The following is a 19,016-nucleotide window of genomic DNA, read 5'->3' as shown; positions in this document are numbered from 1 at the left end:
CGCCAGCATGGGGCTGGGGCGTTTCGATGCGGAGCGCGCCAAGGCGCCGCTCGGCATCGCGCAGCATCCCCTCGCGGTCCTCGACGAGGAGCGGCAGGCCAAGGACACGCCCCCAGCTCCGCCAGCGCGCGGCGACATCGGCGCCATCGAAGGAAGCGTGAAGCACCACCGAGCGGCGCGGATCATGCGCATGCAGAAGCTCGATGAGGATCGCGGGCTTCGTGCCCCGCCCGCGCCGGCGCGCCACGCAGAGTGCGACGCCGCGATAGGCGGAAATCGGTTCCGACCAGACGAAAGGCCCGAGAATGGGCGAGGAATCGGTCGCCTTGACCGCATCCCGGTAGATCACCGCATAGCGGATGAACCCGAAAGCGCGGGCCCACCACTTGCTTGCAGGGATGGTCACGCGCTGCGGCAGCACGAAGGGGTCGGCGTCGATCTCGCCGCCGTTCCAGCGCCGTCCTGTTTGCGGGGTATGATGAGCCTTCCCCATGGGTGCCCTCTTCAGCCTGTGCGAATGTCCCGAAACGAGGCTAGTGGCCCAAGGTTGGCAACCCATTAACGCGGAGGCGGGAAACTGCGTCCGGCGCCCGTCCCCGGGGCCCCGATCCATCCGATTTGGCTTGGCCTCAGCTTTCCGGCATTCTCCGGCCCGAAGCAGGCCCACTTCGCCAGAAATGCCCCGAGAGACCCCATGTCCTACGCCTCCCTCAGAGATTTCCTCGACCGGCTCGACACGACGGGCGATCTCGCCCGCGTCAAGGCGCCGGTTTCGACCGTGCTCGAAATGACGGAAATCCAGACGCGGCTCCTGGCGGAAAAGGGCCCGGCGGCGCTGTTCGAGCAGGCCGTGATGGCCGATGGGCGCCCCTCGCCCATGCCGGTTCTCGTCAATCTCTTCGGCACGGTCGAGCGTGTGGCGCTCGCCGTCACCATGGACGGTATCGAGCGGCGCTCCGCGAAGGACCTGCGCGAGGTGGGCGAGCTTCTCGCCTTTCTGCGCCAACCGGAGCCGCCGGGCGGCTTGCGCGAGGCCTTCTCCATGCTGCCGATCCTCAAGACGGTGCTGGCGATGAAGCCGAAGACGCTTTCGGCCGCGCCCTGTCAGGAGGTCGTGCTCAAGGGCTCCGACATCGATCTCGGCGCGCTCCCGATCCAGACCTGCTGGCCGGGCGAGCCCGCGCCTCTCATCACCTGGCCCCTCGTCGTGACCAGGGGCCCCTCCACCTCGCGCGAGGACGACTACAATCTCGGCATCTACCGCATGCAGGTGCTCGGCCGCGACAAGACCATCATGCGCTGGCTCGCGCATCGAGGCGGGGCGCAGCACCATCGCCGCTGGAAGGGCGAGAAATCCGAGCCGCTGCCCGTCGCCGCCGTCATCGGCGCCGATCCGGGCACGATCCTCGCCGCCGTGACGCCGGTTCCCGACACGCTCAGCGAATATCAGTTCGCGGGCCTCCTTCGCGGGCAGAAGGTCGAGCTTGTCGACTGCAAGACCGTGCCGCTCAAGGTTCCCGCCGAAGCGGAAATCGTGCTCGAGGGGCATGTCTCGCTCGACGAATATGCCGATGAAGGCCCTTACGGCGACCATACGGGCTATTACAACTCGGTCGAGAAATTCCCCGTCTTCACCGTTTCGGCGATCACCATGCGCCGGAACCCGATCTATCTCTCGACCTTCACCGGCCGACCGCCGGACGAGCCCTCCGTCCTCGGAGAAGCGCTCAACGAGGTCTTCATTCCGCTGCTCCAGCAGCAATTCCCCGAGATCGTCGATTTCTGGCTGCCGCCCGAGGGCTGCTCCTACCGCATCGCCGTCATCTCGATGAAGAAGGCCTATCCCGGCCATGCCAAGCGCGTGATGATGGGCGCCTGGTCGTTCCTGCGCCAGTTCATGTACACGAAATGGCTCATCGTCGTGGATGACGACATCGACGCGCGCGACTGGAAGGATGTGATGTGGGCGATCTCGACGCGCATGGACCCCGTGCGCGATGTGACGCTTATCGAGAGCACGCCGATCGACTATCTCGATTTCGCAAGCCCCGAATCCGGCCTCGGCGGCAAGATCGGCCTCGACGCCACGAACAAATGGCCGCCCGAGACGAAGCGCGAATGGGGCCAGCAGATCCGCATGGACCAGAACGTCATCGACGAGGTGACGCGCAAATGGAGCTCGCTCGGCCTGCCCGGAACCGGCCGCCCGATCTGGAAGTGATGAGCTGCCACGCGCAAAATAGAGTGAGCGAATTGGAGAACGTCAAAACAAGCCACCCGGCCCAGCCATGACTAAAGCCGTTCTCACTTCAAAAATTACTCCGACGTATGACGATCTACCTGAGGAGCGATACCACTTTCCGAAAACATATTTGCGCCAGATCGAGGCCGCCCTACACGATTGGATCGTCTATTATGAACCACGTCGATCAAGCGGCGATCTCTCAAGTAGCGGCGGCAGGCAGGCTTACTTTGCGACAGCACGAATAACGCACATCCAAAGAGACGCTAATCAGCCGGATCACTATTACGCATTCGTCTCGGATTACATCGAGTTCGACAAACCTGTCCCTTTTGCCGAAGGCGGCTTTTATTACGAACGGATTCTGAAAAAAGGCGATGGTTCCACCAACAGAGGGGCTTTTGGGCGCGCCGTGCGGAACCTATCCGATACCGAGTACGATCGGATACTCCAAGCCGGATTTGCGCACATATTGGGCGAAGAACCTCGTACACGCCCCGCCCCAGATGTACCAGAGGAACCTCAACCCCTAGAGCCCGGCTTCGCCGAGTCACACACTCCGTGGCAGGGGCCAAACTTAGAACTGGCGACGAACAGACCCGTTATCGAGCGGCTTATCGCAAGGCCGTTCCGCGAACGGGCATTCGCAACCAGCGTCAAAGCCGCATATCGCGACACATGCGCCATGACGGGCATCAAAATCATAAATGGTGGAGGCCGTTCCGAAGTCCAAGCCGCGCATATTCGCCCGGTAGCTAATCAAGGGCCGGATAGTATTCGAAACGGCATAGCGTTATCTGGCACAATGCATTGGATGTTCGACCGCGGCCTTGTCTCGGTGGACGACGATTACACAATCCTCACGGCCAAAGACAGGATACCTGACACGGTCAACCGTCTGCTGGTTGAGAGCGGCAAGCTCTTGCTACCTGCCTCAACCAACGCTTACCCACACCCCCAGTTTCTCAGTTACCATCGCCAACACGTGTTCAAGGGTTAGATCAACCCCCTCGCTGTTTCGCACGGCTGCGCGGAGCAATATACCCGTCGCGTCAACCCGACCTCAGGCCGCTTCCTTGCGCGTCTTCACCATCGAGACGATCACGCCCACGGCGAGGAGGCCGAAGGTGACGCCGAGCGAGAGCAGCGCCGGCACCTTCTCCACGAATTCGGCATAGAAGATCTTGGCGCCGATGAAGATGAGGACGGCGGCGAGCGCATATTTCAGATAGGCGAAGCGATGGATGATGGCGGCGAGCGCGAAATAGAGCGCGCGCAGGCCGAGGATCGCGAAGATGTTGCTCGTATAGACGATGAACGGGTCCTGCGTGATCGCGAAGACGGCGGGCACGCTGTCGACGGCGAAAACGACGTCGGCGCCTTCGATGAGAATGAGCGCGAGGAGCAACGGCGTCGCATGCCAGACGACGCGGCCCGTTTTCGCATCGGGAAGTTTCACGGTGAAATTGTGGCCGTGGAGCCGGTCCGAAATGCGGATGTGGCGGCGCAGGAATTTCACCAGAGGGTGATCCTCGATCTTCTTGTCGTGCTGCTCCTTCGCAAAGAGCATGCGGATGCCGGTGACGACGAGGAAGAGGCCGAAGAAATAGAGGATCCAGTGGAATTTCGCGATGAGCGCCGCGCCGACGCCGATCATTGTGCCGCGCATCACGATGACGCCCATGATGCCCCAGAAGAGAACGCGGTGCTGATAGATGCGCGGGATCGCGAAGGCGCCGAAGATCAGCGAGATCACGAACACATTGTCGAGCGAGAGGGATTTCTCGACGAAAAAGCCGGTGTAGAAGTCGATGCCGTGCTCGGCGCCGAAGGCCCACCACACGCCCGCCCCGAAAAGACAGGCCATGGCGATATAGCCGGCCGAAAGCCAGAGGCTTTCGCGCACGCCGATTTCCCTGTCCTCTTTGTGGAGCACGCCGAGATCGAAGGCGAGCAGCGCGACGACGATTGCGCCAAAGGCTCCCCAGGCCCAGAGAGGGGTGCCGAGCAGTTCCATGAAACACCAGACCACGACGCGCCGCGCCAGCGCAGACGATCCTCAAGGTCCGACATCGCGGCAGACGCCTCCACCGCCAGAGGGGCCCGGACCCGCTCATATCGCTTGAAATAAGGGAAGGCATGGCCGGATTCAAGAAAATCCCGCAATGCACCGCCCGGCCTCAACCCCGTTCGCGGACGAACTCGGCCTGGATGCTCACCTTCACATCGTTGCCGACGGCAGGCCACCAGGCGCTTAACCCCCAGTCGGCACGATTGAAATGCCCGGTGGCGGAAAAGCCGAGCGTGTCCTCGCCAGTCAACGGATCGGGCGCTGCGCCATTGAAAGTCACGGCGAGCGTCACCGGCCTCGTCCGGCCGTGCATGGTGAGATCGCCCGTCATTTCGCCCGAATTTCGTCCCGTGCGCCTGAGCGTCGTCGTCTCGAAGCGGATGTCCGGATATTTCGCCGCGTCGAGGAGGTCCTTGCCCGCGATCATCCGGTCGAGCTCGGGGACGTTGGTGTCGACGCTCGCTGCCTTGACGGTCACGTTCAGGCGGCTCGTCGCGGGCGCCGAGGGCTTGGCATCGAGCGTCGCCGAAATCTCGTCGAAGCGCGCGACGAAGCGCGAATAGCCGAAATGATCGACATCGAAGATGAGGCTCGAATGGCGGGGATCGAGCGTGTAGATGCCCGCGGGCGCCTTCGCCGGATCGTCATTCACCTCATGCGTGACGACGCGGAATGCCGAGCAGGATGCAAGCGCCGCGGCGGCGAGCCCGGCCGCGATGACGACGGGCCAGCGCCCGCTCACCCGCCATTCCTCGTGGCGCGAAGGTCGATCTTCACGCGCACATCGGGGCCGGCCACATCGCTCGATGCAAGCTGGCTGCTTGCACCGACGCCGAAAATGAGCCGCTTGAGCGTCGTCTCGCCGACGACATGCGCCTTCGCACCGTCGATATCGAGAGCGAAGGGAAGGCTGACGGGCTTCGTCACGCCACGCAGCGTCAGCGTGCCGTCGGCCACATATTTGTTGCCCCCCTCATGGCGGAACTTCACAGCCTCGAAGACGGCCTTGGGAAAGGCCGCCACGTCGAACCAGCCTTCCTGCGGCAGATAGGCGTCCTTCTGCGTATCGCCGGTGAGGCATGACGCCATGTCGATGACGACCTTGACCGACGAATGTTCGAGATCGCCGGGATCGAAGGTGATCTCGGCATCGAAGGCCTCACAGCGGCCCGTGAACGCCTTGCCGCCGCCTTCCGTTCCGTCCCAGGTGATGGTGTCGGGCGTCTTAGCGACCGACCAGCCCGGCACGGCGGCGCGGGCTTCGCTCGCGGCAAGGCTCGTCACCATCGTCACGAGAACAAGAGAGCGCAGGAACTGCATCATGGAACGTCATCCGCCTTTCCGGTCATGGCCGCGAAGAAAGAGAGCGCGCGACGGTAGCATGCGTCCGAGGATACCGTCCTTCAGCCAGAAGTGGTGCCGGAGCGCCGCTCCGGCATGAAGCGTCACCAGCCCCACCGCGCTCCATGCGAGGGTGGCGTGAACCGTCGATGCCACCTTCCCGATCGCTTCCTTGTCGGGGCTGGCGGCGATGAAGCCGATATGAGGCAGCCTGACCACGCCGTAAAGGACCGTGGGGATGCCGAGCGGCGAGGCCGAAACGATGACCCAGCCCACGAGCGGCAGCAGGAGAAGCAGGGCATAGAGACCCCAATGGGCAAGTTGCGCCGCGCGCCGCTCCCAGACCGGCATTTCCGACGGCAGCGGCGGAACGGGGCCCGCGAGCCGCCATGCAAGGCGCAAGGCGACGAGCACGAAGATCGTCGCCCCGATCGACTTGTGGAGCTGATAGAGCGGAAATGTGAGCGGATGCGTCAGCGGCAGGTTCGTCATCGCAAGGCCGATCGCCACCATCGCGAAGAAGAGCAGCGCGACCAGCCAATGAAACGAAACGGCAATCAGTCCGAAGCGGTTTTCGTCGTTGCGAAGCTGCATGGTTGGCGTCGTCCCCTCGCATATGTCCGGCAGAATGCGCGATCGGAAAATTCGCGGCAACCTTTCCTCGCCTTCGCGCTCCTCACAACTTCGTAAGGTGGTATCCCGGATCAGGCGCGGCAACCGGGAAATTCCACCCTCCCCGGCCGCGCGGCGTTCATCCCGCGTACCCAATTCTTTACGCTTCCTTTCACCGATCGCTCACAATGCTTTACGTCACTTTCAGTGTTCGTTAGCCATTCTGCGTCCCTCGAAACCGGGACCCTGCGTCATGAGGGCTCTCGCATCTTTCTTGTAGGGGACCACATGCACCTGTTCAGCCTGCGCAACATTCTGCTCGCCATCACGGGCATTCTCGGCATTACGGTGATCACACTCGCGGGGGACATGGCGCTGCGCATGCTGCATCAGCGCCAGCTCGCCGATGCCGGGCGGGAAATCAACGAGATCAGCGATATGCTGCTGAAGAGCGCCGGGGCCTGGGCCGTCGAGCGCGGCGCGACTTCGACCGGCCTCAATGGCGAAAACCCCGCCGATGAGGGGCTTCGCACGACGATCGAGGCGCAGCGCCGGACGGCCGATGAGAGTTTCAAGGCCGCAATCGAGCGGATCAGGAACCATGACGCGGCGGCATATGCGCAACTGATCGGCACGGCCGAACAGAGCTTTGCCAGTGTCGAGGCGCTGCGCCGCAGCGCCGATGGCGATCTTTCCAGACCCAAATCCGCGCGCGACCACAATCTCGCGAATGCGTTTCCGGCGAACATCACATCGCTGATCGAGAAGGCGCAGTCGCTCCGCCGCAAGCTCGAGATTGAACTCGACACGGCAGAGGCGCGCATGGCGCATCTCCAGCAGATGAAGGATTCGATCTGGGTGATGAGCGAGTTCAGCGGCCGCGAGCGCGCCGCCTTCGGTGCCGCCATCGCGCAGGGACAGCCGCTTTCCAGCGAACAGATGCAGCTCCTGTCGCAGTATCGCGGACGGGTGGAGCTTGCCTGGGAAACGATCCAGATGATCGCCTCCAAGCCTTCGACCCCGCAGGATGTGCGCGCCGCGATCTCCACTGTCTCGACGGTCTTCTTCGACCGCTTCGGCGCGACGCGGAAGTCGGTCTATGAGGCGAGCTTCGACGGCACCGCCTATCCGGTGAGCGCCGCCGAATGGGTCGCGCAGGCAACCGACGCCATCAACACCATTCTCGCGCTCAGCAACTCGACGGGCGAGAATATCGCGACACTGACGGAGCAATCCGCGAATGAGGGCCTCCGCTCCTTCGTTCTCGCGCTCGTTCTTCTCTGCGCGGCCGGCGGCGTCATCATCGTTGCCTTCTGGACCGTTCTCGCCCGCGTCACCCGTCCGCTCGGCGCGATGAGCGAGCGCATGACGGCGCTTGCCGCAGGCGACAAGCAATCGGAAGTTCCGGGCGCGGGCCGCAAGGACGAGATCGGCGCCATGGCGGCAGCGGTCGAGGTCTTCCGTCGCAACGCGCTCGAAATCGAGCGCATGGAAGCCGAGCAGGCGGAACTCGCCCGCCGTACCGAGGAAGAGAAGAAGCGCGCGCTCAACGAGCTAGCCGACTCCTTCCTCGCCAGCGTGGGCGGCGTGGTGGACATGCTTTCTTCCGCCGCCGTCGAGATGGAGGCGACCGCGCAGTCGATGAACCGCACGGCGGAACATACGAGCGAACGCGCATCGAGCGTCGCCACCGCGTCCGAACTCGCCGCCAGCAACGTCAACAGCGTCGCCACCTCGGCCGAGGAACTCAGCTCCTCGATCCAGGAGATCAGCCGCCAGGTTCAGGAATCGACGCGCGTCTGCAGCGATGCGGTGCGGAGCGCGGAGACGACCAATGCCATGGTGCAGGGACTTGCCGACGCGGCGCGCCGGATCGGCGATGTGGTGAACCTCATCAACGACATCGCGGGCCAGACGAACCTTCTCGCGCTCAACGCCACCATCGAGGCGGCGCGGGCGGGCGAGAGCGGCAAGGGCTTCGCGGTCGTCGCCGCCGAAGTGAAGACGCTCGCGAACCAGACGGCGAAGGCGACCGACGAGATCAGCCAGCAGATCGCGGCCATCCAGTCGGCCACGGCCAATTCGGTCGGCGCCATTCAGGACATCGGCAAGACGATCACCTCGATCAACGAGATCTCTTCGGCCATCGCCTCGGCCGTGGAGGAACAGGGCGCCGCGACGCAGGAAATTTCGCGCAGCGTTCAGCAGGCATCGCAGGGAACGGCGGAAGTCTCGGACAGCATTTCCAGCGTCACCGAGGCCGCGACCGAAACGGGAACGGCCGCCACGCAGGTGCTCGGCTCGGCGACCGAGCTGACCCGTCAGGCCGACCGCCTGCGGAGCGAGGTCGCGGGCTTCGTGGAGCGGGTGCGGGCGGCCTGATGCCGCTCAGCCACTCGGTGTTGCTGCGGCAAGTGCCGCTCGAAGGGGCCTCGCGGCCCCTTCGTCATATGCGACGAGGATAACGCGCTTCGGCCAGTCATGCGCAGCGAGATGCTCGCGCGCGGCGCCGACGGCGATGCGGGCGGCCTCTGCCGGCGGATAGCCGAAAATGCCGGTCGAGATCGCGGGGAAGGCGACGCTTTCGAATTGCCGCCGGTCGGCGATTTCGAGCGCGCTGCGGTAGCAGGAGGCGAGAAGCGCCGCCTCTCCCCGCCCGCCGCCATGCCAGACCGGGCCCACGCAGTGCAGAATCCAGCGCGCCTTGAGCCCGTGCCCCTGCGTCAACCTGCACTCGCCCGTGGGGCAGCTGCCAAGCGCCCGGCACTCGCCCGCAAGCTCCGGCCCCGCCGCGCGGAAAATCGCGCCGCAGACGCCACCGCCCGGCGCCAGCGCCTCATTGGCCGCATTCGCGATTGCGGTGACATCGAGCCTGGTGATGTCTCCGACATGAAGTTCGATACCTGGAACCCGTGTCATAATTACCTCGCCGTGCTAGCGTTCTGCCGCACAGAAAACGAATCACGCCCGGGCCCTACCGAACGCCCAAGCGCGATCATCCCCGGAGGGCCTCATGCTGAACTATTCACTTGAGATCGTCGGCGTCTATGTCGGTCTCAACCTGCTGATCAATCTGTTCCTTGCCTATCGCGTCTCGGCGAACCGGGTGCGGAGCAATGTGATGACGGGCACGGGCGAGGACGAAAGGCTCTACAACGCCAATCGCGCCCATATCGTCAATGTGGAGTATACGCCGATCGGCCTCATCGGCCTCGTCGCGCTGCACCTGCTTTCATCCTCGATCTACATCATCCACATCGCCGGCATCTGCCTGACCGTCGGCCGCATTCTGCACGCGATCGGGCTCAGCCAGGCCGCGCGCATCTCGACGCCGCCGCGCCTCATCGGCACCGTGCTCACCTGGCTCGGCCAGCTCGTCGCCGGCATCGCCTGCCTCTATTATGCGGTGATGTAAGCCACCCGCCTGCCTTTTCCGAACGGGCTCCGATCTGTATAAGGGTCGGAGCCCTTTTCATTCGGGCCTTTCCATCCAGCAGAGTACCGAAATGGCCAGAACCGGGACCAAGCCGCCTTCCGAAATCGCAGGCAGCGTCGTCGATGCCGCCGCGATGCTGGTCGAGCGCGCGCTGAAGGCGGGCGCGGAAGCCGCCGAAGCCATCGTCTTCGAGGGCCAGTCGCTCGGCGTCTCCTGGCGGCTCGGCAAGCTCGAGGATGTCGAGCGCTCGGAAGGGCGCGATGTCGGACTTCGCGTCTTCATCGGAAACCGGCAGGCCGTCGTCTCGACGACCGATCTTTCGGAGCGCTCGCTCGGGCCGCTCGTCGAGCGCGCCGTGGCCATGGCGCGGGTCGCGCCGGAAGACCCTTATGCAGGGCTCGCCGATCCCGATCTGCTCGCAAGCTCATGGCCCGACCTCGAAATCGACGATCCCGTGGCCCCGCCGACGGCCGAGGCGCTGGCCGCCAGCGCGGCCGAAGCCGAGGAAGCGGCGCTCGCCGTCAAGGGTGTCACCAATTCCGGCGGCGCGGGCGCGCAATGGGGCCGCTCGGGCATGGCGCTCGTCACCAGCGGCGGCTTTTCGGGCGCCTATTCGGGCACGTCCTTCTCCGTCTCCTGCTCGGTGCTTGCCGGCGAAGGCACGCGAATGGAGCGCGACTACGACTATTCGTCGGCGCGCCATCTTGCCGATCTCGACGCCCCCGCTCGGATCGGCCGCTCGGCGGGCGAGCGCGCCGTCCGGCGCCTTGATCCGCGCAAGGTCAGGTCGCAGGCCGTTCCCATCGTTTACGATCCGCGCGTCTCGGCAGGGCTCGTCGGCCATTTCGCGGGTGCCATATCCGGCGCGGCCATCACGCGCAAGACGAGCTTCCTCCAGCACGCCATGGGCAAGCCGGTCTTTGCGCCCGGCATCGAGATCGTGGACGATCCGCACCGCAAGCGCGGCCTGCGTTCCAAGCCTTTCGATGGCGAGGGGGTCAGGAACCGCGCCATGAAGCTCATCGAGGACGGCACGCTCACGACCTGGCTTCTCGACACGGCCTCGGCCCGCCAGCTCGGCCTCAGATCGACGGGGCACGCGGCGCGGGGCGCGGGCGGACCGCCCTCGCCCTCGACCACCAATCTCTACATGGCGCCGGGCGCGCTTTCGCCCGAAGCGCTCATCGCCGACATCCCGCAAGGGCTCTATGTGACCGAACTCATCGGCATGGGCGTCAATGGCGTCACCGGCGATTACAGCCGCGGCGCCTCGGGCTTCTGGATCGAGAACGGCAAGATCGGCTTCCCGGTGAGCGAGATCACGGTCGCGGGCAACCTCAAGGAGATGTTCCTGCACATGACGCCCGCGAACGATCTCGTCTTCCGCTACGCGACCAACGCGCCCACTATCCTCGTCGAAGGAATGACCGTTGCAGGCATGTGAGGTTTCGTCCCCGTCACGCGAAGAAGATCGCGCCGCCATGCTTGCCGCGGTGCGCGAGGCCGGAACTCTGGCGCTCGGCTTCTACCGGACCGACCTCAAGAAATGGATCAAGGGCGGCGACAGCATCGTCACCGAGGCCGATATCGCGGTCAACGAACTGCTCCAGAAGCGGCTCGCCGCCGAGCGCCCCGACTATGGCTGGCTCTCGGAGGAAACGGAGGACGACCGCCTCCGCCTCACCCGTTCGCGCGTCTGGGTTGTCGATCCGATAGACGGCACGCGCGCCTTCGCCAAGGGCAAGCCGCATTTCGTCATTTCGGTTGCGCTGGTCGAGAACGGGGCGCCCGTGCTCGGTGCGCTTTTCAATCCGGCTACGGATGAATTTTTCGAGGCGAGCGCGGGCGGCGGCGCGCGGCTGAACGGAGCGCCCATTCACGTCACCGACAGGGCGTCGATCGCGGGCTGCCGCATGGCATCGCACCTCACGCTCTTCCGTCATCCGGCCTGGAAGGAACCCTGGCCCGAAATGGAGATGATCGAACGCAATTCGGTCGCCTACCGGATCGCGCTCGTCGCCTGCGGCGCGGCCGATGCCGCGATGGCGCTCTCGACCAAGAACGACTGGGATCTCGCCGCCGCCGATCTCATCGTCCGCGAGGCGGGCGGGCGGATGACCAGCCATGACGGAAGGCCGCTCGTCTATAATCGCGAACTGCCCCGGCACAGGAGCCTCATCGCCGCGGGCCCCCGGCTCCACGAGGCGCTCTTTGCCCGCGTCGGAGGGCTGGCGCTTCCATCCTGAGGGCGGCGTCCCGCAAGCGCCCGCGCGGGGCCAGGCGCCGAGCTGTTCGCATGGCGGAAAATTTCTCCGTTTCACCCAACCGGAGCGGTTCATTCGGCGTTTCATCGACCGTTGAAACCGTCTAGAATCCGCGCACCGAACCCGATGTTCCTGCGAGGCAACTACCCGTGCCCCGGCAACTCCTGCATCTCGTTTTCGGCGGTGAGCTCGAAGATCTCGAACGAACGGATTTCCGGGATACGAGCAAGCTCGACATCGTCGGAATCTTTCCCGACTATGCGAGCGCCTATGGTGCATGGAAGGCCGCCTCGCAGCGCAGCGTCGACAACGCCCATATGCGCTACTTCATCGTGCATCTGCACCGCCTGCTGAACCCCGGAGCGGAAGGGCCCGGAGCAGAAGAGCCCGGAACTGAAGAGAAAGAATCCGAATGACCCGCACCGCCCAGGGCACGGAGCCCTACATGAGGACGCCCGGCGTCGCCATCTCCATCCTTCTTCTCTTCGGTTTTCTCGCCTTCGTTTTCCTCTTCGCGGCGATATCGGGCGGGATAACCACCGCCAATCTCGGCGGCTGGTATGCGGGCCTTGCAAAGCCCGCCCTGACGCCCGCCAACTGGGTCTTTCCCGTCGTCTGGAATTTTCTCTATCTGCTCATAGCGATCTCGGGCTGGCTCGTCTGGCGGACGGCGGGAGGCTTCACGGCGGCGGGGCCCGCCATGGCGCTCTTTGCCGCGCAGATGATGTTCAACTTCGCCTGGAGCGTCCTTTTCTTCGGCCTGCACAGCCTCGGAGCCGCCGTCATCGAGGTCCTTTTTCTCGTGCTGGCGATCGTCGCCACCATCGTCGCCTTCTGGCGGATCAGCGCGCTCGCCGCGGCATTATTGCTGCCCTATCTTGCCTGGACGCTCTTTGCCACCTATCTCACGACTGCCGTCTGGCTTCTCAACCGCTGATGGCCGGTCACGGCCCGCGTGAAAAAAGCCAATCATCTCCGGCGTTTACCAATATTGCGGCATGGCCGCAGCGGTGGCGGGTCCCCCGGCTTCATGTTATGTTTTCCGGCAGCGGGGCCGATTTCGGGACAATCGTTTTCCGATGAGCGCGCGCCGCATCCCACATGACGAGGCCGCATTTGAGTGAGACAACCGCACCGGAAGGGCAAACCGGCGAGGACATGGCGCAGCGCCCAACGCCTGCGGGCGATCCGGCGGACCGGTTGCGCACGGCGGACGTTCTCAGGCGGACGACGCGCGAATACCTCCTGCCCAACTGGCGCCTTGTCGCGCTGGCGCTGGGCTCGAGCGCCATCGTCGCGGCGACGACGGGCGTCCTGCCCTATCTCATCAAGCAAGTCTTCGACGCCGTGCTCGATCAGAAGGACCTGCGCATGCTGGTCCTGATCGCGGTCGGCACGATCGCGGTTTCGGCTTTCAAGGGGCTTGCATCCTATACGGCCAACGTTACCAAGAACGAGATCGGCCAGCGCATCATCTCCTCGATCCAGACGCGCATGTTCACGCGCATCATGCGGGCCGACCTTGCCTGGATCTCGGGCACGCATACGGGACGCTTCATTTCGAGCTTCATGACGGATGCGACGCGCGTGCGCGACACGGTGACGATGTCGGTCATCGACTTCACGCAGAACCTGCTGACCGTCATCGCGCTGATGAGCAGCATGTTCTTCATGAACTGGAAGCTCGCGCTTCTCGGCACGTCGGTCGTTCCCTTCGGCATCCTCTACATGCGCAAGCTCGGCCGGAAGACGCGCAAGGCGACGCGCAAGGGGCTCGCGGGAACGAGCGACCTGTCGGCGAACATCGCCGAGGCGCTTGGCGGCATTCGCGTCGTCAAGGCCTATGGGCAGGAAGAGCGCGAGATCGCGCGGGTGACGCAGACGATCCGCAGTGTCCTCCATCACATGATGGCGGGCTTCCGCGCCAAGGCGAAGGCGAGCCCGCTGACGGAATCGCTCTCCGGCGTCGGCATTGCGGGCGTGATCTATTTCGGCGGTCTTGCCGTCATCGACGCCCATCTGACCAAGGGCGAACTCATGGCCTTCATCTCCGCCATGATGCTCGCCTATCAGCCGCTCAAGGCCGTCGCCAACACACAGACGGTCATGCAGGAAGGCGTTGCGGCCGCGGCACGCGTCTTCCCCATTCTCGACATCGAGCCCTCCATCGTCGCCAACCCGGACGCAAAGCCGCTTCATGTCATCGATGGCGCGATCCGCTTTGAGGATGTGAGCTTCGTCTATGGCGACGGAACGCCCGCGCTCAAGAACATCAGCATCGACGTGCCGAAGGGCCACACGGTCGCGCTGGTCGGCCCGTCGGGCGGCGGCAAGAGCACGACGCTCAACCTCGTGCCGCGTTTCTACGATCCGACGAGCGGCCGCGTCACCATAGACGGGCAGGACATTCGCGACGTCACGATCGATTCACTCCGGCAGGCAAGCTCGCTCGTCACCCAGGAGCCCTTCCTTTTCGACGACACCATCCGCGCGAACATCGCCTATGGACGGCCGGATGCGACCGACGCCGAGATCGAGGAAGCGGCGCGCAATGCGGCCGCGCATGAGTTCATCGTGGCGCTGCCCAGCGGCTATGACACGCGGGTCGGCGAGGCGGGCTTCCGGCTTTCCGGCGGCCAGCGCCAGCGCATCGCCATCGCCCGCGCCATGCTCAAGAACGCGCCGATCCTGCTTCTCGACGAGGCCACTTCCGCGCTCGACACCGCCTCGGAGCTTCAGGTGCAGTCGGCGCTTCGCGCATTGATGAAGGGCCGCACGACGCTCGTCATCGCCCATCGCCTCTCCACCATCAAGCATGCCGACGCGATCTATGTCATCGATGGCGGCCGCGTCGTCGAACAGGGAACGCACGCCTCGCTCGTCGCGCAGGGCGGGCTCTATGCCGAGCTTTCCAGATCGCAGTTCGAGCAGGACGAGCCCGATGAGGAAGCGGCGGACGAAAGCGCCGCGCAGATTGCCATTGCCGGAGAATGAGCAGCGAGATGTCGTTGGGTAAGCGCATACTGAAGAGTGAAACGGTTCAGACGGCGATCGCCTTTGTCGCCGCCATGCTCATCAAGCTCGTGCGCCGCACCAGCCGCTTCGAGGTCCGCCGCGGCGACATCGCCGCACGCTTCTGGACGGGCGACGAGCCCTTCATCGGCGCGACGTGGCACGGGCAGAATCTGATCCTGCCGACCTTCTGGCACAACTGGCGCGAGATGCGCATTCTCGTCTCCCGCCACGGCGACGGCGAGATCGTCTCGAAGATCATGCATTTTCTCGGCGTCGGCACGATCCGCGGCTCGGGCGTGCCGAAGGGCGAGGAGCGGCGCGAGAAGTTCAAGGGCAAGGGCGGCGCGGGCGCATTGAGAGCGATGGTCCGCGCGCTCGGCGAGAACATTTCCGTCGGCATGACGGCCGATCTCCCGCCCGGACCGGCGCGGCGCGCTGGCGACGGGATCGTCATGCTGGCGCGGCTTTCAGGCTGCCCCATCGTGCCCGTTGCGGCGACGACACGCGCCCGCGTGCAGCTCAACAACTGGGACAAGTTCACGATCAATCTGCCCTTCTCCAAGGGCGCGCTCGTCTGGGGCGAGCCCATCTATGTCGCGCGCGACGCCGATCCCGAAACGCTCGAAGAGGCGCGCCGCCGCGTCGAGGAAGGGCTCAACGCCGTCACGGCGGAGGCCGATCAGATCGTCGGCCGCGCGCCGCGAAGGACAGCCAACGGAGCGGCAGTGCATTGACGTCCCCGGCGCCGCGCAGTTCCTCCCGCCACGCCTCGTTCGGCCTTGCCGCATACAGGCTCGTGACGCGCGCGGTGCGCCCCGCGATTCCGCTGCTCCTTGCGGCGCGCATGCGGCGCGGCAAGGAGGATGCGCACCGCCTCGCTGAACGCTGCGGCATCGCCTCGCGCGAGCGGCCGCATGGCAGGCTCGTCTGGATTCATGCGGCAAGCGTCGGCGAATCCCTTTCCGTGCTGCCGCTCATCGGGAAGCTCACGACAGCGCGCGACGATCTTCATGTGCTGCTGACCACGGGCACGGTCACATCCGCCCGCCTCATGGCCGAGCGCCTGCCGGAAGAGGTGCTGCACCAGTTCGCCGTGCTCGATCACCCGGAATACACGGCCCGTTTCCTCGATTACTGGAAGCCCGACCTCGCGGTCTGGGTCGAGTCCGAGTTCTGGCCCAATCTCATCGTCGCCACGCATGAGCGCCACATTCCGCTCGCGCTCGTCAATGCGCGCATCACGGAGAAATCCTTTCGGGGCTGGCAGCGTTTCCCCGCCATGATCGCCGATCTCCTCGGCCGCTTCTCCCTCGTCCTCGCGCAGGATGCCGCGAGCGCCAGGCGGCTCCGCGCCCTCGGCGCGGCCGAAATCGGTACCCCCGGCAATCTGAAGCACGATGCCGCGCCGCTCGCCGCCGACGAGACGGAGTTGCAGCGCCTCCGCGCCGCCATCGGCACCCGCCCGCTCTGGCTTGCCTCGAACACGCATGACGGCGAGGAAGCGATTGCCGCCGAAGTCCATGAGCGCCTCTCTCTTGCGCGGCCCGATCTCCTCACCCTCGTCGTGCCGCGTCACCCGGCGCGCGGCGGCGCCATCGCGGCGATGCTGAAAAAACGCGGGCTCAATGTCGCGCGCCGCGCCGAAGGCGACGCGATCACGGCATCGACGCATGTCTACATCGCCGACACGCTGGGCGAACTCGGGCTTTTCTACCGCCTCGCCCGGATCGCCTTCATCGGCGGAACCATGGCCGATATTGGCGGGCACAACCCCTTCGAGGCGGCGAGGCTCCATTGCGCGCTCATCGCCGGGCCGGTGAGCTTCAATTTCGACGAAGCCTATTCGGCCTTCGAGCAGGCCGACGCGATGATCCGCGCCGCCGATGCGCCCATGCTCGCCAGCGCCGTGGAAAGGCTCCTCACCGATGAGGAGGAATGCGAGCGCCGCGCCGCGGCGGCCGAGCGCATCGCGGCCCGTTCCAATGGCGCGGTCGAGCGGACGGCGGAGGCGCTGCTTTCGCTCCTTCCTCCGCAGGCGCCCGCGCGGAGCGGAGGCGCACTCGCCCATGCATGAACCGCGCTTCTGGCGGCACGCACCTGCCGGCACCCTTCCGATATTGCCGCGCCTTCTTGCACCCGCGGCCTATGTCTACGGGCTTGCCGGGCGCATGCGCCGCCAGTTCACCCGCGCCGAACGCGCGGGCGCGCCCGTCATCTGCATCGGCAATATCTCGGCGGGCGGCACGGGAAAAACGCCGGTCGCGCTCGCGCTCGCAACCCATCTCATCGCGAAGGGCGAGGCTGTCCACTTTCTGACGCGCGGCTATGGCGGGCGCGAGAAGGGGCCGCATCGCGTCGATCCGTTGACGGACGGTGCCGCGCGGGTGGGCGACGAGCCCCTGCTCCTTGCCGCCGTCGCGCCCACATGGGTTTCGGCCGACCGCGTTCAGGGCGCAGCCGCCGCTGTGAAGGCCGGTGCCAAGCTCATCATCATGGATGACGGGTTCCAGAACCCGGCGCTCGAAAAGGATTTCTCGATCCTCATCGTCGACGCGGCGACCGGGCTCGGCAATGGCAGGCTCATTCCGGCCGGCCCCTTGCGCGAGCGAATGGACGATGCGCTTGCGCGCGCCAATGCGGTCATCAAGATCGGGCGCGGCCATGCCGCGGACGGTCTTGCCGCGCGCGCCCGCGCTCACGCGATCCCGGTCTTCAAGGCCATCCTGCGGCCCGCGCCGGCGCCGGAACTCGACGGCTTGCCGGTGGTCGCCTTTGCGGGCATCGGGCGGCCGGAGAAATTCTTCGCGACGCTGCGCGAACTTCACGCCGAGATCGTCGCAAGCGAAAGCCATGCCGACCATCACATGTATAGCGAGCGGGAGGCGGCGGCCCTGCTGCAACGCGCGCGCGACCTCAAGGCCGCCCTCGTCACCACGGAGAAGGACCGCGTCCGGCTTCTCGGCGCGCCGGAAGGCAGCGCAAGGGCGCAGCTTCGCGATGCGGTGAAAACCGTTACCATCGGTGCGCTGATCGATGACTTCCAGAGCCTCGAGGCGTTGCTTGCTGAACAGATCAGGATCGCACGGCGGCGGACCGCCTGATATAAGCAGGCAAACGCATAGAAAAGACCGGCGCCGACACTGGCATGAACAAGAACATTCAATACCGCCTCGAAGCGGTGGCGCTGCGGGTGATGCTCGCCTTCTGCCGCATCCTCGGTCTAGATCGATCATCCGCACTCGGCGGCTGGCTCGGGCGCACGCTGGGGCCGCGGCTCGGCATCTCGCGGCGCGCCAGGGGCAATATCGCGCGCGCCATGCCGGAGCTTTCGCCCGAGGCGATCGAGCGCATCGTCGTCGGCATGTGGGACAATCTCGGACGCACGGCCTTCGAATATGCGCATCTCGACAAGTTCAGCCGGCCTGAGGAGCGCGCGCGGATAGAGATCATCGGCGCCGAACCGCTGCTCGAACTGGCCAGGGCCGGTCAGGGCGCGCTCGTCGTTTCCGGCCATTTCGGCAATTGGGAGCTGATGCCGCTCGCCATGCGGCTCAAGGGCCTCGATGGAAGCGGGGTCTACCGCGCCGCGAACAATCCTTATGTCAACGAGTGGATGGTCGCCATGCGGCGCGAACTCATCGTGCCGGAGCAGATCGCCAAGGGCCCGAAGGGCACGAGGCAACTCATCAAGGCTGTGCGCGAACATCGCTTCATCGGCATGCTCATCGACCAGAAGCTCAATGATGGCATCGAGGTACGGCTGTTCGGCCTTCCCGCCATGACGACGCCCTCGCCCGCGGGCCTCGCTGTGCGCTATGGCACGCCGATCTTTCCCGCCATCATCGAGCGCATGCATGGCGCCAATTTCCGCCTCACCGTCTTCGACCGGATCGAGGTGAAGCAGGACGCCGAGATGAATTCGGAGGTCGTGCGGATCACGCAGGCGCTCAATGATTTTCTGGAGGCCCGCATCCGCGAAAAGCCGGAAAACTGGTTCTGGCTGCATAATCGCTGGACGAACTGAGGCCGCGCCCG

At 65.2% G+C, this 19,016-nt stretch carries 19 protein-coding genes; 13 read left to right on the top strand and 6 right to left on the bottom strand.

Features of this window, described 5'->3' with window-relative positions:
- Nucleotides 1–493, bottom strand: a 493-nt coding sequence (locus tag WBG82_RS00215) for a DUF6101 family protein (RefSeq protein WP_424419984.1), incomplete at its 3' end; no start/stop codon positions are given.
- Between the two features lie 201 nt (nucleotides 494–694).
- Between WBG82_RS00215 and WBG82_RS00210 the strand changes: the two genes are divergently transcribed.
- Together WBG82_RS00210 and WBG82_RS00205 are read left to right on the top strand one after the other, a co-directional pair.
- Nucleotides 695–2,221: a UbiD family decarboxylase gene (locus tag WBG82_RS00210; RefSeq protein ID WP_424419982.1), complete on the top strand. Its 1,527-nt coding sequence runs from the start codon at nucleotides 695–697 to the stop codon at nucleotides 2,219–2,221.
- Nucleotides 2,222–2,288: 67 nt separating this feature from the next.
- Nucleotides 2,289–3,242, top strand: a complete 954-nt coding sequence (locus WBG82_RS00205) for an HNH endonuclease (RefSeq protein ID WP_424419980.1) — start codon at nucleotides 2,289–2,291, stop codon at nucleotides 3,240–3,242.
- Between the two features lie 63 nt (nucleotides 3,243–3,305).
- Here WBG82_RS00205 and WBG82_RS00200 read toward each other — a convergent pair whose 3' ends face one another.
- The 4 genes from WBG82_RS00200 to WBG82_RS00185 all read right to left on the bottom strand — a co-directional run bounded on the left by WBG82_RS00200 (nucleotide 3,306) and on the right by WBG82_RS00185 (nucleotide 6,248).
- Nucleotides 3,306–4,274, bottom strand: a complete 969-nt coding sequence (locus tag WBG82_RS00200) for a TerC family protein (RefSeq protein ID WP_424419978.1) — start codon at nucleotides 4,272–4,274, stop codon at nucleotides 3,306–3,308.
- A gap of 148 nt (nucleotides 4,275–4,422) precedes the next feature.
- Nucleotides 4,423–5,055, bottom strand: a complete 633-nt coding sequence (locus WBG82_RS00195) for a YceI family protein (RefSeq protein ID WP_424419976.1) — start codon at nucleotides 5,053–5,055, stop codon at nucleotides 4,423–4,425.
- Nucleotides 5,052–5,636, bottom strand: coding sequence for a YceI family protein (locus WBG82_RS00190; RefSeq protein WP_424419974.1), 585 nt, complete (start codon nucleotides 5,634–5,636; stop codon nucleotides 5,052–5,054). Before WBG82_RS00190 ends, WBG82_RS00195 begins: the two co-directional genes overlap by 4 nt.
- Nucleotides 5,637–5,642: 6 nt before the next feature.
- The gene (locus WBG82_RS00185) at nucleotides 5,643–6,248 is read right to left on the bottom strand and encodes a cytochrome b (RefSeq protein WP_424419972.1); all 606 of its coding nucleotides are present in this window, start codon (nucleotides 6,246–6,248) and stop codon (nucleotides 5,643–5,645) included.
- A 306-nt stretch (nucleotides 6,249–6,554) separates the two neighbouring features.
- Between WBG82_RS00185 and WBG82_RS00180 the strand changes: the two genes are divergently transcribed.
- Nucleotides 6,555–8,648 (top strand): methyl-accepting chemotaxis protein, encoded by a 2,094-nt coding sequence (locus WBG82_RS00180; protein WP_424419970.1) that lies wholly within the window; start codon nucleotides 6,555–6,557, stop codon nucleotides 8,646–8,648.
- Between the two features lie 6 nt (nucleotides 8,649–8,654).
- Here WBG82_RS00180 and WBG82_RS00175 read toward each other — a convergent pair whose 3' ends face one another.
- On the bottom strand, nucleotides 8,655–9,185 hold the full coding sequence (locus tag WBG82_RS00175) for a macro domain-containing protein (protein ID WP_424419968.1): 531 nt from the start codon (nucleotides 9,183–9,185) through the stop codon (nucleotides 8,655–8,657).
- 94 nt (nucleotides 9,186–9,279) lie between these two features.
- On the opposite strand from WBG82_RS00175, the gene WBG82_RS00170 reads away from it, so the two are divergent.
- The 10 genes from WBG82_RS00170 (at nucleotide 9,280) to WBG82_RS00125 (ending at nucleotide 19,005) form a co-directional block, all read left to right on the top strand.
- Nucleotides 9,280–9,681 carry an MAPEG family protein gene (locus WBG82_RS00170; RefSeq protein ID WP_324297177.1) on the top strand — a complete coding sequence of 134 codons (402 nt, stop codon included), beginning with the start codon at nucleotides 9,280–9,282 and terminating at the stop codon, nucleotides 9,679–9,681.
- A gap of 91 nt (nucleotides 9,682–9,772) precedes the next feature.
- The gene (locus tag WBG82_RS00165) at nucleotides 9,773–11,146 is read left to right on the top strand and encodes a TldD/PmbA family protein (RefSeq protein ID WP_424419965.1); all 1,374 of its coding nucleotides are present in this window, start codon (nucleotides 9,773–9,775) and stop codon (nucleotides 11,144–11,146) included.
- 37 nt (nucleotides 11,147–11,183) lie between these two features.
- A complete protein-coding gene (locus WBG82_RS00160) occupies nucleotides 11,184–11,948 on the top strand; it encodes a 3'(2'),5'-bisphosphate nucleotidase CysQ (protein ID WP_424419963.1) in 765 nt (254 codons plus the stop codon).
- Nucleotides 11,949–12,115: 167 nt separating this feature from the next.
- Nucleotides 12,116–12,382, top strand: coding sequence for a DUF4170 domain-containing protein (locus WBG82_RS00155; RefSeq protein WP_424419961.1), 267 nt, complete (start codon nucleotides 12,116–12,118; stop codon nucleotides 12,380–12,382).
- A complete protein-coding gene (locus tag WBG82_RS00150) occupies nucleotides 12,379–12,903 on the top strand; it encodes a TspO/MBR family protein (protein ID WP_424419959.1) in 525 nt (174 codons plus the stop codon). The genes WBG82_RS00155 and WBG82_RS00150 overlap by 4 nt, the downstream gene beginning before the upstream one ends.
- A gap of 179 nt (nucleotides 12,904–13,082) precedes the next feature.
- On the top strand, nucleotides 13,083–14,960 hold the full coding sequence (locus WBG82_RS00145; protein WP_424419957.1) for an ABC transporter ATP-binding protein: 1,878 nt from the start codon (nucleotides 13,083–13,085) through the stop codon (nucleotides 14,958–14,960).
- Nucleotides 14,961–14,968: 8 nt separating this feature from the next.
- Nucleotides 14,969–15,715, top strand: a complete 747-nt coding sequence (locus WBG82_RS00140) for a lysophospholipid acyltransferase family protein (protein WP_424419955.1) — start codon at nucleotides 14,969–14,971, stop codon at nucleotides 15,713–15,715.
- Nucleotides 15,712–17,055 carry a 3-deoxy-D-manno-octulosonic acid transferase gene (locus WBG82_RS00135; protein WP_424419953.1) on the top strand — a complete coding sequence of 448 codons (1,344 nt, stop codon included), beginning with the start codon at nucleotides 15,712–15,714 and terminating at the stop codon, nucleotides 17,053–17,055. The genes WBG82_RS00140 and WBG82_RS00135 overlap by 4 nt, the downstream gene beginning before the upstream one ends.
- Nucleotides 17,048–18,082, top strand: coding sequence for a tetraacyldisaccharide 4'-kinase (gene lpxK, locus WBG82_RS00130; protein ID WP_424419951.1), 1,035 nt, complete (start codon nucleotides 17,048–17,050; stop codon nucleotides 18,080–18,082). The genes WBG82_RS00135 and lpxK overlap by 8 nt, the downstream gene beginning before the upstream one ends.
- 44 nt (nucleotides 18,083–18,126) lie before the next feature.
- Entirely contained in the window at nucleotides 18,127–19,005 is an 879-nt protein-coding gene (locus WBG82_RS00125) for a lysophospholipid acyltransferase family protein (protein ID WP_424419949.1), read from the top strand.
- The last annotated feature ends 11 nt before the right edge of the window (nucleotides 19,006–19,016 follow it).

The organism is Parvibaculum sp. (genome assembly GCF_049671045.1).
GTDB lineage: Bacteria > Pseudomonadota > Alphaproteobacteria > Parvibaculales > Parvibaculaceae > Parvibaculum.
Note: the sequence above shows the minus strand (reverse complement) of the source record. Positions and strands in the feature narration are given on the sequence as shown.

Coding starts and splice junctions, on each gene's coding strand:
- WBG82_RS00165 (WP_424419965.1), top strand. CDS start 9,773: ATGGCCAGAACCGGGACCAAGCCGCCTTCCGAAATCGCAGGCAGCGTC.
- WBG82_RS00180 (WP_424419970.1), top strand. CDS start 6,555: ATGCACCTGTTCAGCCTGCGCAACATTCTGCTCGCCATCACGGGCATT.
- WBG82_RS00190 (WP_424419974.1), bottom strand. CDS start 5,636: ATGATGCAGTTCCTGCGCTCTCTTGTTCTCGTGACGATGGTGACGAGC.
- WBG82_RS00140 (WP_424419955.1), top strand. CDS start 14,969: ATGTCGTTGGGTAAGCGCATACTGAAGAGTGAAACGGTTCAGACGGCG.
- WBG82_RS00175 (WP_424419968.1), bottom strand. CDS start 9,185: ATGACACGGGTTCCAGGTATCGAACTTCATGTCGGAGACATCACCAGG.
- lpxK (WP_424419951.1), top strand. CDS start 17,048: ATGCATGAACCGCGCTTCTGGCGGCACGCACCTGCCGGCACCCTTCCG.
- WBG82_RS00125 (WP_424419949.1), top strand. CDS start 18,127: ATGAACAAGAACATTCAATACCGCCTCGAAGCGGTGGCGCTGCGGGTG.
- WBG82_RS00185 (WP_424419972.1), bottom strand. CDS start 6,248: ATGCAGCTTCGCAACGACGAAAACCGCTTCGGACTGATTGCCGTTTCG.
- WBG82_RS00205 (WP_424419980.1), top strand. CDS start 2,289: ATGACTAAAGCCGTTCTCACTTCAAAAATTACTCCGACGTATGACGAT.
- WBG82_RS00210 (WP_424419982.1), top strand. CDS start 695: ATGTCCTACGCCTCCCTCAGAGATTTCCTCGACCGGCTCGACACGACG.
- WBG82_RS00150 (WP_424419959.1), top strand. CDS start 12,379: ATGACCCGCACCGCCCAGGGCACGGAGCCCTACATGAGGACGCCCGGC.
- WBG82_RS00170 (WP_324297177.1), top strand. CDS start 9,280: ATGCTGAACTATTCACTTGAGATCGTCGGCGTCTATGTCGGTCTCAAC.
- WBG82_RS00160 (WP_424419963.1), top strand. CDS start 11,184: ATGCTTGCCGCGGTGCGCGAGGCCGGAACTCTGGCGCTCGGCTTCTAC.